8 protein-coding genes are annotated in these 12,806 nt (G+C 66.7%); 4 read left to right on the top strand and 4 right to left on the bottom strand.

Going from position 1 to position 12,806, the window contains the following annotated elements; all coding sequences use genetic code 11:
• Positions 1-4: 4 nt before the first annotated feature.
• Together ABIC66_RS16060 and ABIC66_RS16055 are read right to left on the bottom strand one after the other, a co-directional pair.
• Complete coding sequence (locus ABIC66_RS16060; protein ID WP_354071263.1) at positions 5-1,660, bottom strand: carboxylesterase/lipase family protein; 1,656 nt, start codon at positions 1,658-1,660, stop codon at positions 5-7.
• A 10-nt stretch (positions 1,661-1,670) separates the two neighbouring features.
• Positions 1,671-3,941 (bottom strand): TonB-dependent receptor, encoded by a 2,271-nt coding sequence (locus ABIC66_RS16055; protein ID WP_354071262.1) that lies wholly within the window; start codon positions 3,939-3,941, stop codon positions 1,671-1,673.
• A gap of 254 nt (positions 3,942-4,195) precedes the next feature.
• Between ABIC66_RS16055 and ABIC66_RS16050 the strand changes: the two genes are divergently transcribed.
• Positions 4,196-5,500 carry a spinster family MFS transporter gene (locus tag ABIC66_RS16050; RefSeq protein WP_354071261.1) on the top strand — a complete coding sequence of 435 codons (1,305 nt, stop codon included), beginning with the start codon at positions 4,196-4,198 and terminating at the stop codon, positions 5,498-5,500.
• A gap of 13 nt (positions 5,501-5,513) precedes the next feature.
• Here the strand turns inward: ABIC66_RS16050 and ABIC66_RS16045 are convergent, their stop codons facing one another.
• Positions 5,514-6,197, bottom strand: a complete 684-nt coding sequence (locus ABIC66_RS16045; RefSeq protein WP_354071260.1) for a TetR/AcrR family transcriptional regulator — start codon at positions 6,195-6,197, stop codon at positions 5,514-5,516.
• Positions 6,198-6,401: 204 nt separating this feature from the next.
• On the opposite strand from ABIC66_RS16045, the gene ABIC66_RS16040 reads away from it, so the two are divergent.
• Entirely contained in the window at positions 6,402-9,449 is a 3,048-nt protein-coding gene (locus tag ABIC66_RS16040) for a TonB-dependent receptor domain-containing protein (RefSeq protein ID WP_354071259.1), read from the top strand.
• Between the two features lie 61 nt (positions 9,450-9,510).
• Positions 9,511-10,809, top strand: coding sequence for a glycoside hydrolase family 1 protein (locus ABIC66_RS16035; RefSeq protein WP_354071258.1), 1,299 nt, complete (start codon positions 9,511-9,513; stop codon positions 10,807-10,809).
• A gap of 20 nt (positions 10,810-10,829) precedes the next feature.
• On the opposite strand, the gene ABIC66_RS16030 is transcribed toward ABIC66_RS16035, so the two are convergent.
• Positions 10,830-11,684 carry an NAD(P)-dependent oxidoreductase gene (locus ABIC66_RS16030; RefSeq protein WP_354071257.1) on the bottom strand — a complete coding sequence of 285 codons (855 nt, stop codon included), beginning with the start codon at positions 11,682-11,684 and terminating at the stop codon, positions 10,830-10,832.
• Positions 11,685-11,800: 116 nt separating this feature from the next.
• Between ABIC66_RS16030 and ABIC66_RS16025 the strand changes: the two genes are divergently transcribed.
• The gene (locus tag ABIC66_RS16025; protein WP_354071256.1) at positions 11,801-12,700 is read left to right on the top strand and encodes a flagellar motor protein MotB; all 900 of its coding nucleotides are present in this window, start codon (positions 11,801-11,803) and stop codon (positions 12,698-12,700) included.
• Positions 12,701-12,806 lie beyond the last annotated feature (106 nt).

Here is a 12,806-nt window from a genome sequence, read left to right as displayed (position 1 = left end):
TCAACTATCGGCACTGAGAAACTCCGGCGGGAAGCGGCGGCGAGACGACACCGACGTTCCAGTTCCAAGGGGTGTCGCCGCGCGCACGGCGGCGGCACATGACGGCCTCGTTCAGCTCGTACATGCCCGGCCGCAGGTGGACGCCCGGCTGGGGCGCGTCGGCGAAGGTAAGGTAGGCTCGCTCGGTTCCGTAGGGCTTCCAGACCGGTTGGCCGGCCGCCTTGGGCGCGCCGTTGCGGGCGAAGGACGTCCAGTAATCGATCATCGCCGCCGACAGCTTGGCCTCGGCGGGCGTGTCCGGGCTCTTCGGCCAGGCCGGCGGCGTCTTGTCCGGCGTGCCGAACACGTACGGCAGCTCGCTAGCGTGGAAGCCGTGCAGCCCCGCCGCGTCGGCCGCCGGATAGCCATGGTCGAACAGGTAGAGGTAGCTCGCCGCGCCGACGGCCGTCTGCTTGGCGACCAGCCGTTCGGCCGTCCAGCCGTAGAGCGCGTCGCGAGTCGTCAGCAGCACGCTCTCGGGCACATCGCTCGACGGGTAGAGCTTCAGGAAATCGTCGGCGAGGTCGCCATAGCGCGCCCGGATTTCCTTCTCGTAGGTCGCCGCGTCGGCGGGCGGCGGCGGTGCCAGGATGCGCAGCGAGCGGATCTCGCCGCTGTTGAAGCCGGCCAGGATCGGCACGCGGGCCTGCTCGCCGCGATCGAACGTGTCGACCAACTGGCGCGGCAGGATCTTGCCGTCGACCGCGCCGAAGGTCTGGAAGCCGGCCAGCAGGGCCGCGGTCGTGATCGCCTCGGCGTCCATGGCCCGCAACTCGGCCAGGCTCTTGGCGCCCAGCTTGGCCGCGGTCGCCGCGCCCATGGCCTCGGCCGGGACGTGGCCGAACCTTGGCTCGCGCAGGTCGGGCGTCGAGACCATATAGGCGCTCTGGGCGATGGCCCTCTGGAACAGCCCTCTGGCCCGCGGAGAAGCCATTAGGTACATGACGCTCAAGGCCCCGGCCGACTCCCCGGCGACCGTGACATTGGCTGGATCGCCCCCGAAGGCGGCGATGTTCTTCTGGACCCAGCGCAGGGCCGCGATCTGGTCGAGCAGGCCGTAGTTGCCCGAGACGCGGTCCGGCGACTCCGCGCTGAGCTCGGGATGGGCCATGTAGCCCAGCACGCCGAGGCGGTAGTTGATCGTGACCACGACCAGGCCGCTCCGCCGGGCCATGGCCGCGCCGTCGTACATACTTTCGCTGCTGGAGCCGCCGATCAGCGAGCCGCCGTGGATCCAGACGAAGACCGGAGCCTTCTTGGCCTTGTCCGGGGCCCAGACATTCAGTGACAGGCAGTCCTCGCTCATCGGCTTGAGGACCGAGGCGTAGATGCTGCCGGCGCGGGGTTTGGGTTGATAGCAGGGCGGGCCGAAGTCGAGCGCGTCGCGAACACCTGTCCAGGCCGGAACCTCGAGCGGCGGCTTCCAGCGCTTGTCGCCGACCGGCGCGGCGGCGTAGGGCGCGCCCTTGAACACCCGCAGGCCGTCTTGCTCGACGCCGCGAAGCGCGCCGGCCGGCGCGTGGACGACGGGCTGGCCGGCCCGCGCCGCCGGCGCGATCGCCAAGACCGCGAAGGCCATGGCGAAGAACGATCCGAGAAGGCCGTTGAGAAACTGGCTCATCGGCTTCCCCTTAGAATTCATAGCCGAGGCGCACGCCGGCCGTGCGCGGGCGCATGGTGGCGAACCGGTTGGCGAGGAAGGCCTCCGGGTGGACGTAGGTCACCGAGTGGTCGTCGAACAGGTTTTCGACATAGGCGCCAATCGTTGTCTGGCCCATGGCGACGGCGAAAGTGGCGTTGACGTTGTTGTACGAGTCCGTGAACGCGTAGGTCGGGCTGGTCACCGTCGGCTGGCCGGGCACGCGCGGGAACGACCCCGGATACGAGCCGACATGCTGCAGCACGACCGACAGGTTGGCCTTGGCCTTCGGCGTCAGGTCCCAGCCGTAGTTGGCGAAAAGGGCGCCCTGCACCTTGGGCGAGGCCAGACGCGATCCGGGAAGCGCGCCGGAGATCGCCGCCTCGGCCGGCGTCAGCTGCGTCACCTTGGCCTCGTTCAGAGACCCGTTAAGGCCGATGCTGAGGCCCTTGGCGGGAAAGGTCAGGATCTCGAACTCGACGCCCTTGCTGCGCGCCGCGCCGATATTGGTGGCGAACTGCACGCTGTCGGACACGCGGTTGGCCTGGACCTGGATGTTGCTCCAGTCGATCAGGTAGAGGGCGATGTTGGCCGAGACCACGCCGTTCAGCCACCGCCCCTTGGCCCCGACCTCGTAGTTGGTCAGGTCATCGGACGAGGCGCCGTTTGGGATGATCAGGTCGCTGGGATTGACCGCGCTGGGCCGCCCGGCGAAAGCGTTGACCACCGGGGTGCGAAAGCCGGTCGACACCGTGGCGTAGGTCGTTAGAGCCGGCGAGGGCTTGTAGGACAGGCTGACCTTGAAGGATGGCTTGCTGCCCTTGGCCTTGACGCCCGTGGCAGGCGCGATCGGCACGATAGTCAGCGGTCCGCGGATGCCGAACAGGGCGTTGGTCAGGTAGGCGCTGTTGTAGCCGCCCTCGGTGAAACCTTGGGAATCGACCCGGCCATAGCGCATGCCGCCGGTCGCCCAGACCTTGTCGCTGAGGTGGTAGGTCAGCTGGCCGAAAGCCGCCTTCTCGTGCGAATTGAAGTGCGTGTATTGGCGCTGATAATACTCGTCCGGCAGGCCCGTGATGCCGTGCGAGATCAGGAACGCCGGGTTCGACCGGTAGAAGTAGTCCACGTCCAGGCGGCGATCGAGATAGAAACCGCCGATCACCCAGTCGACCTTGCCGCCCGGATCGGACGCCAGACGCGCCTCCTCCACGAACGTCTTCTGATAGCCTTTGGCGTCGAGCGCGAAGGCGATGGCGCCGCCGAACGTGCCGGCCAGGTCGACGAAGAACTTCTGATCGAACTTGGAATAGGTTGACGAGCTGGTCAGGTGCGCGCCGTCGAATTGATAGTCGATCGTGGCGTTGTGGCTGCGCAGCTCGCCGACGAACAGGTCGGGCCGGTCCGAAACGCGCTTGTTGCGCCCCAAAGCCGGATTGATCAGCGACGAGTCCTTCGGGTTGCTATTCTCGTACGAGAACTGCAGCTTCACCGATAGCCGGTCGCTCGGCTTATAGAGCAGGTTGGCGCGGCCGCCCCAGTCGACCAGGGTGTTGGCGTTGTGGATCTTGGTCCCGAGGTTATCGAGATAGCCTTCCTCGCGCCGGTAAAAGCCGACTACCCGGAGGGCGAGCTTGTCCTCGATGATCGGCAGGTTGACCATGGCGTTGTAGCGCTGACGCAGCGAGTCCGAGCCGGTCAGGCCGATGTCGACCAGCGTGGCGGCCTCGCGGCTGGAGAGGTTCGGGGCCTTGGTCAGGATGCGCAGCGCGCCCGATAGGGAGCCCGAGCCGAACAGCGTCCCCTGCGGGCCGCGCAGGAACTCGACCCGCTCGACGTCGAACAGGTTGGGGTCCAGCACCGTGGTATTGCCGATCGTCGAGATCGGCAGCTCGTCGATATAGACCGCCACCGTGCTCTGCAGATTGGCGCCATAGCCGTTGGTGGCCACGCCCCGGGCGGTGAAGTTGTTGAAGTTGGCGGTGGCCCGGTTCAGCACCACGCCGGGCGTCTGGCGAGCCAGGCCCTCGTAGCCGACGATGCCCTTTGCGGTCAGCTCCTTCTGGTCGAAGGCGGTGACGCTGAGCGGCACGTCCTGCAGCTTTTCCGGACGACGGGTGGCGGTGACGACAACTTCTCCTACCAGCTCGGCGTCCTTGCGCTCGCCCTTGATCTGACCTTCGGCGTCGGCCGTCTGGGCCAAGACCGGTGTTGAAAACGTGATTATGGCGACGGCGCAGGCCGACGCGAAAAGACCAGCCTTCATGACGTTCTCCCCGAACGAGCGCCGATCGTTTCCCGTCGACGTTGTCCGGGCACGGTGCAGCCGATCCCGCCCCCTGTCAACATTCACTCTCTCGCGCGTGAATGTTGACGACCTTTCCGAATTAGGCGCATGCTCAAACCAAGCCAAGCTCCAAGAACGGCAGCTGGGAGGAAACCTTTGACCACGCGTGCGACGCCGCCGCGGACCCGTCCGCGCGCCCAGACGAGACCCGACGCCGCCCGGATGGCCGGCCGATGAGCGCCCAGTCCCCCGCCCTCGCCCCGTCCGCCGACCCGCGCCCAGGCCCGGTCGGAAGCCGCGCCTGGCTAGTCCTGGCGATGCTCTGGTTCGTCTATGTGCTAAACTTCCTAGACCGGCAGCTGATGTCGATCCTGGCTAAGCCGATCCAGGACAGCCTTCACGTCACCGACAGTCAACTCGGCCTGATCGGCGGCCTCTATTTCGCGATGTTCTATTGCTTCATCGCCATCCCGGTCGGCTGGCTGGCCGATCGCACCAACCGCGTCGCGGTGCTGTCCATCGCCTGCGGGATCTGGAGCGCGGCGACGATCGCCTGCGGTCTATCCCGAAATTACGGGCAGTTCGCCTTTTCGCGGATGACGGTCGGGTTCGGCGAGGCGGGCGGCGTGCCGCCCTCCTACGCGATCATCTCGGACTATTTCCCGTCCGGGCGGCGCGGCACGGCCCTGGGGATCTACAATCTGGGCCCGCCGGTAGGGGCGGCGCTGGGCATCGCGTTCGGCGCGACGATCGCGGCGGCCTTCAACTGGCGTTACGCCTTTGTGGCGCTAGGCGCGGTCGGCGTGCTCGCCGCGGCCATCCTGCCGCTGATGGTGAAGGAGCCTCGGCGCGGCGGCTTGGACGGCGCGACGGCAGAGGCCCCGATGCAGAAGGCCGGTTTCTGGTCGACGTTCAAGATGTTCTTCTCCCGCCCAACCCTGGTGCTCGCGGCCCTGGGCAGCGGCGCGACCCAGTTCGTGACCTACGGTCTGGGCAACTTCACCACCCTATTCCTGATGCGCGAGAAGGGCATGGTGTTGAGCCAGATCGCGGTCTGGTACGCCCTGGTGGTCGGCATCGGCATGAGCGCCGGTATCTTCGTCTCTGGGCGGGTGATCGATCGCTACACCCGCAGGTCCAAGGTCGCCTACGCCCTGGTCCCCGCGGTCTCATTGACGCTAGCCGTGCCGTTCTATCTCGGCTTCGTCTGGGCCCCGACCTGGCCTTTGGCCCTGGTCTTCCTGATCGGCCCGACCTTCCTGAACTACTTCTACCTGTCCTCGTCGGTGGCGCTGGTTCAAGAGGAGGTGAGGCCCGAGCAGCGGGTGATGTCCGGCGCCCTCCTGCTGCTGGTCATGAACTTCATCGGCCTGGGTCTTGGCCCGACCTTTGTCGGGGCGGCCAGCGATGTCTTCCGGGCTAGTCATCCGCACAACTCGTTGCAGATGGCCCTCTACGCTCTGGTCCCGTTCTACGCGATCGCGATCGGGCTCTTCCTGTGGTTGGCCAGGATTTTCGCCCGGGCCGAGAAGATCTGAGGGTTCGCGGGCTTCACGCCTTCAGCGCGATGAAGCCCGCGGCCATGAAGCGGGCGATCCGTTTCTTGACCGCCGGGAAGTCGTCGGAGTGGCAAAGACCACTGGACAGCCGGTCGATCCGGCCGGTTCGCGCCAGGGTGTTCATCAGCGCGCCGCTGACGAAATGGTAGCCCCAGAAGATCTCCTCGTCGGCGTAGTTCGGCAGGGCCTGTTTGAGGATGCCGACCAGCTTCAGGACCACCGGGTCGAAGTGCTCGTCCATCAAGGCCGCGCCTTCGGGCGTATTGCTCACCCGGGCGCAAAAGGCGGCGTAGTTCATCCAGTGCTCGCCGCCCTCGTAGTAGAGATCGAGGTCGGTATCGAGAAAGGCGTGCAGCGCGCCCTCCACCGTGGGTTTGCCGCCCGCCGACTGCTCGTACTGCTCCAGCGCCACCATCCGCCGTCCGGCCGTCACGCCGGCCCGGCGCGCGAACACCGCCTCGAACAGGTTGGTCTTGTCCTTGAAGTAGTAGTTCAGCAGCGTCGTGTGGATGCCGACGCGCACCGCGACATCGCGCAGGGTCACGCCGTAGAGGCCGTTCTGCGAGAACAGGTACTCGGCCGCGTCCAGAATCTGCTCGAGGCTCTGGGCGCGCTGTTCGGCCTTGGTGCGCCGTCGCGCCCCGACCTCCGCCTTCGCCGAAGCATCCTCCGCCAAACCGTCCTCCTGGTCTTTCCGACACGCCGGGTAGTCGGGGCGCGGCGCGCTTCTGTCAATCGTTCCCATAGCGGCGCCTGTTCCGCCCGAAGCCTACGACCACATCGCCGAACAATGATCATTGACGCCGCCAAGGCGATGCTACAACACTCACTCTTGTGAGAATGAGCGTTAAGAGACTCATTCAACGGGAGGGTTCGCTACATGAAAGTCGGGCTTATGGGCGTATCGGGCGCCGCGCTTCTGATTGGGTTCGCCGGCCTCGCGTCGCCGGCATGGGCGCAGGACGCTCAAAAGCCTTCGGACTCGTCGACCCAGGTCGAGGAGATCGTCGTCACCGGCTCCAACATCCGGGGCTCGGCGCTCGACGCCGCTCTCCCCGTGGAGGTTTATTCGCAACAGGATCTGGAAAAGCAGGGCTCGCCGACGGCGCTGGAGTTCGCCAAGAGCCTGACGATCTCGGGCCCGACGACGGGCGAGTCGTACTATTTCGGCGGTCCGGCCCTGGTCGGCTCGGTGAACTACAATCTGCGCGGCCTCGGCGCGGACAAGACGCTGGTGCTGCTGAACGGCCGGCGAATGAACCAGAACACCGCCAATGTGCCTTCGATCGCCCTGGCGAGGACCGAGATCCTCAAGGATGGCGCGGCGGTGATCTACGGCGCCGACGCCACCGGCGGGGTCGTCAACTTCATCACCCTCGACCACTATGTCGGTCTGCAAGCCCAAGCTCAGTACAAGCACATCCGAGGCTCGCACGGCGACTATTCGGTCGGCGTGATGGGCGGTATCGGCGAGGACCGGGTCAACCTGCTGGTCTCGGCCGAGTACGAGCACCGCTCGCGCCTGAACACCCTGGAGCGCGACTTCACCAAGGCCTCGCTGACGCCCGGAACCGGCTACAATGCCGCCCCGTGGTCGACCCTGACCAACCTGACGGGCTGGCAGCCGCGCGGCCCCCTGCCCGCCACGCCCACCGCCACGGACGTCGGCGAGTGGGGCGCAAACCTCGGCGGCATCGTCTCGGACTTCACGCCGGCCAGCTGCGCCGCGGTCGGCGGCCGCTACGACAACGCCTTCACCTGCGCTTACAACTACATCCCCTACTACCGGCTGGTGGAGAACCAGGACACCTATCGACTCTACGCCCAGCTGAAGGCGCAGGTCACCGACAGCATGAAGTTCCACATGGACGCCTCGTACGGCCGTGTGACCCTGCCGCAGGTGATGGGCTCGCCCGCCCAGCCGGTGTCACGCGGCCCGGCCTTGACCACGGGCGCCGTCAACCAGTTCTACGTGCCGATCGCCAACCCGTTCGCGGCCGAGTTCGCCGCCGCCCACGGCATCGTCGGCGCCTCGGGCTTCACCCCGATCACCTACCGACTGTTCGGCCACGGCGGCAATCCGTACTATTCGGGCGGCGACGGCTTCGGCGTGGCCGACAAGATCGACAACAAGGTCTGGCGCGTCTCGGCGGGCATTACCGGCGATCTCGGAGATCTCGCGCCGTTCGCCCGCAAGGTCGGCTACGACTTCGCCCTGACCTATAACGACGCCTACAACTACAACACCCATGCCGACACCATCGGCTATCGCCTGGAAGAAGCCCTGAACGGCTTTGGCGGCCCCAACTGCAAGGCCGTCGACCTGGATCCGACCCGCTTCGGCACCCAGAACCCGGCCGCCGCCGGCAAGAACGGCTGCCAGTGGTGGAACCCGTTCTCGACCTCCTTCAAGGGCCAGCCGGTGCGCGGCCTGGCCAATCCCAACTATATCGCCGGCCACGAGAACCCCGAGGATCTCTCCCTCTGGATGTTCGACCCGCGCGCGGTCGAGACCAAGTCCAACAACTTCACCGCCGATCTGGTGTTCAATGGAACGTCCGGGCTCAGGCTGCCCGGCGGGGAAGTCGGCTGGGCGCTGGGCGCCCAGTACCGCTCGTTCGAGAGCCGCCAGATCGTCTCCAGCCCGTTCAACAACGGCACGGTCCAGTGCGAATGGCCGGCCGGTACGACCAGCGCCAACGGCCCGGGCTCGCCGAACCTCCCGGCCAATCCCCTGCCGACCACCGACCCGAACTTCCGGGGCTGCACGCCCGACGCGCCGGGGCCTTTCGTCCTGTTCGCGCCGACCATCCCGGCTCAGGCCGATCAAAGCCAGTACTCGCTGTTTGGCGAGCTGCAGGTGCCGCTGTTCTCCAACGTCGACATCCAGTTGGCCGCCCGTAAGGAGAAGTTCTCCAACGACCTCGGCGCGACGGTCTACAAGGTCTCGGGCAAGTGGAATGTCTGGGGCCCGCTGACGCTGCGCGGCTCGTACGGCACCAACTATCAGACCCCGCCGCTGGGCGTGACGCCGGGCGCGATCACCGTGGCCGCGCGCACCTACACCGTGGCGGCCAGCAACTGGCTGGCGGCCCAGTTCATCACCGACGCCGACCTCAAGCCCGAGACCGCCAAGACCGCCAATCTCGGGGCGATCTGGCAAAGCCGGGGCCTGGCCGACGACCACAGCTTCCGCCTGATCGTCGACTATTTCGACATCCGTACGAAGGACCAGATCGGCCAGGTCGCCGACCCCAACCAGATCGCCAGCCTGGTGTTCAACGGCGCGGGCGGCACGATCACTACCTGCGACGTGTCCAAGCAGCCCCTGCTGGCCCGCATCAGCTTCAACGCCGGCTGCGCGGTCGGCATGAGCGGCGTCGGAAGCTTCTCGGCGGTGTCCACGCGCTATGGCAACGGGCCCGGCCAGACGACCAAGGGCTTCGACATCCAAGCCCGTTACGGTCTGCCGTTGGGCCCAGGCGATCTGGACGTCAATGTCACCGCCACCCGGGTGACCGAGCTGAAGACCGGTCCCACCACGCTGGACGGCGTGACCATCTCGACCGGCGATGACCGCCTAGGCACGCTGAACTTCGCGACCTTCGCGCAGGCGGCCCCCAAGTGGCGCGCCAACCTGGGCGTCAACTACGGCCTGGGCCGCCAGAACTTCCGCCTCGGCGTCAACTTCGTCTCGGCCGTCCGGGACGAGCGCGTGGGCGTCCAGTATGGCGAGGACGGCAAGAACTGGGTGACCACCGACTTCACCTACCGCCTTACTTTGGACGGCGACATGGCGATCACCGCGACGGTGGCCAACATCTTCGACCGCGATCCGCCGCCGGCCCAGGAAGAGTTCGGCTACGACCCGTGGACCGGTAACCCGCTGGGTCGGACCATCGAGATCGGCGTCAAGAAGGCGTTCTAGTTCCTACCTCGCGCCTGGCGGGCGGCCCCTGCGTCGCCCGCCATTCTTTGAGGCCAAAACCATGGACATCGCACGGCGAGACCTTCTGATCGGCGCCGCCGCGCTGGCCCTGCCTTCGACCGCTCATGCCGCCAGGGTCCGGCGGCCGGCGCCGAAGGGCTTTCTGTGGGGCGTAGCGATCTCGGCCCATCAGAGCGAGGGCGGCAACACCAACAGCGACGCCTGGCTGATGGAGAACCTCAAGCCCAGCATGTTCAAGGAGCGCTCCGGCGACGCCGTCGACAGCTATCATCGCTATGCCGAGGACTTCGCGATCGCCGCCGGCCTGGGCCTTAATTGCTATCGCCTGGGCGTCGAATGGGCGCGGATCGAGCCCAGCGAAGGCTTCTTCTCCAACGCCGAACTCGACCACTACGCCCGCGTGCTCGAGGCCTGCCGCGCGCGCGGGCTCAAGCCGATCGTGACCCTGAACCATTTCACGACGCCCCTGTGGTTCGCCCAGCGCGGCGGCTTCGAGGCGGCCGACGCCCCGGCCCTATTCGCCCGTTTCTGCCGCAAGGTAATCGAACGCCTGGGCGGGCTGATGCACGCCGTCACGACCTTCAACGAGGCCAATATCCGGCTGCTGGTCGACCTGATGCCGGGGTTCCAGGCCGCACTGCCTGCGGTCAAGGCGGCGGTCGCCGCCGCGGCCAAGGCCACGGCCTCGCCGCGGTTCTCGCGCCTAGCCTATGCCGATCCGGCCATCGCCACACCGATCATGCAGGAGGCTCATCGCCGGGCGTATGACGCGATCAAGGCCGCGCGGCCCGACCTGCCCGTGGGCCTGACCTTGACCACTCAGGACATCCAGTCGGACGATCCGGCCCTGGTCACGCTCTATCAGCGCAAGCTCTATGGCGACTGGGTCGAGGTCGCGCGAAGCCATGCCGACTTCTTCGGCGTCCAGACTTACACCCGGTTCGTGTTCGACGCGCACGGCATGAAGCCGCCGCCGCCGGGCGCGGAACTGACCCTCTCGGGCTACGAATTCTATCCCCAGGCCCTGGCCAACACGATCCGCTGGGCTCATGCGGCGATCGGCAAGCCGATCTACGTCACCGAGAACGGCGTGGCGACCAACGATGATGCGCGCCGCATCGCCTTCATCGACGCCGCGCTCGACGGCCTGGGCCAATGCCTGGACGACGCCATTCCCGTGCACAGCTATCTCTACTGGTCGCTGCTCGACAATTTCGAGTGGACGGCCGGCTACGGTGTTCCGTTCGGCCTAGCATCCGTGGATCGCCAGACGTTCAAGCGCACTCCGCGCCCCAGCGCCTGTCATCTGGGCCAGCGCGCGCGCGTAAATCGGCTTTAGCCGCGCTTCGCCGCGCCAGATTACTTCTCCAATCGCGCCACTAGGCTGGACGTATCCCAGCGATTGCCGCCCATGGCCTGAACTTCGGCGTAGAATTGGTCGATCTGGGCCGTGCTCTGCAGCTTGGCGCCGTTGCGGGCGGCTTCTTCCAGCGCGATGCCCAGGTCCTTGCGCATCCAGTCGACCGCGAAGCCGAACTCGAACTCGCCGCACGCCATGGTCGGCCAACGGTTCTCCATCTGCCACGACTGGGCCGAACCCTTGGAGATGGCCGCCAGCACATCGTCGGTCGGCAGCCCGGCGCGCTTGGCGAAGTGCAGCGCCTCGGCCACGCCCTGGACGACGCCGGCGATGGCGATCTGGTTGCACATCTTGGTCAGCTGGCCCGACCCGACCTCGCCCATGCGACGGACAGCCTTGGCGTAGACCTCGATTACCGGCAGCACGCGGTCATAGGCGGCCTGGTCGCCGCCGGCCATGATGGTCAGCTGGCCGTTCTCGGCGCCGGCCTGACCGCCGGAGACCGGCGCGTCGACGAAGGCGCGGCCGCTCTTGGCCAGCAGCGCGGCCATTTCACGAGCGACCGTGGCCGAGGTGGTGGTGTGGTCGACGACCACCGCCCCCTCCGCGAGCGCCGGCAAGGCCTGCGCCACGACGTCGCGGACGTCGTCGTCATTGCCGACGCAGAGCAGCACGACCTCGGCGCCGGCCACCGCCTCGGCGATGGTCTCGAAGGCCTGGCCGCCGTGCTTTTCGGCCCAGCGACGCGCTTTTTCGGGGCTGCGATTGTAGACGGCGACCTCATGGCCCGCGGCCTTCAAGTGGCCCGCCATCGGAAAGCCCATCACGCCCAGGCCGATAAACGCCGTCTTCATGCCGCAACTCCCGCAAAAGGAAGCCCGGGATTACGCGCCCGACGCGGCCTTCGGCAACCCCATCTTAACGACCTTTGGGCAGGTTGCGGCGGTAAGGTTAAACAGGCTTAAGCGCGATGGCCGTCAGCGGCGAACAGCCGATCATCATCAAGAAGGTCAAGAAGGGCGGCGGCCATGGTCACCACGGCGGCGCCTGGAAGGTCGCCTATGCCGACTTCGTGACCGCGATGATGGCCTTCTTCCTGCTGATGTGGCTGCTGAACACGACCAGCCCCGAGCAGAAGCAAGGCATCGCCGACTATTTCGCGCCGGCCTCGATCTCATCGACCACCAGTGGCTCGGGCGGCATCCTGGGCGGCACCTCGCTGGGCGACGACGGCGCCAAGGCCGACGGCAAGATGTCGGTGATCCAGCAGATGGCCCCCGAAGCGCCTGACAGCGTCAACAAGGACGGCCAGAGCACCAATACCGCCAGCCTCGACTCGGCCAGCGAGCAAGCCTTGCGCGACGCCCTAGCCAAGAAGGAGCAGGACAGCTTCGCCTCGGCCGCCCAGTCGCTGCGCCAATCGCTGCAAGAGATGCCTGAACTGGCCGAGCTGTCGAAGCAGATCCTGATCGACCAGACCCCGGAGGGCCTGCGGATCCAGCTGGTCGACCAGGAAGGCCGAGCGATGTTCCAGGAGAATTCCAAGGCCCCGAACGATCGCGCCAGAATCCTGCTGCGCGCCGTGGCCAAGGTGATCACTCAGCTGCCCAACCGCGTGACCATCTCGGGTCACACCAGCGCCAACGCCTACGGCAAGAAGCAGGACGGCGACTGGGCCCTCTCGGCCGAGCGCGCCGACGCCTCTCGCCAGATCCTGCGCGCCGCCGGCGTCGACGACGACCGGATTTATCAGGTGTCAGGCAAGGCCAATTCCGAGCCCCTGTACGCGGACGACCCGACGCTGGCGGGCAATCGCCGGATTTCGATTATCCTGTTGCGTGAAAAGCCTGTTCTACCTGACGGCTTGTAGGGCGGCCTGTGACCGTTAGCCGCGAGAGCGCTCCGTTAAGCTTGCGCAACTGAACGCTATGGCCCCTAATCCCGTTCAGGGCAGACAATGAGCTGAAAGGGGCGAG

Origin of the sequence: Caulobacter sp. 1776 (genome assembly GCF_040545685.1) — a bacterium.
Classification (GTDB): domain Bacteria; phylum Pseudomonadota; class Alphaproteobacteria; order Caulobacterales; family Caulobacteraceae; genus Caulobacter.
Note: the sequence above shows the minus strand (reverse complement) of the source record. Positions and strands in the feature narration are given on the sequence as shown.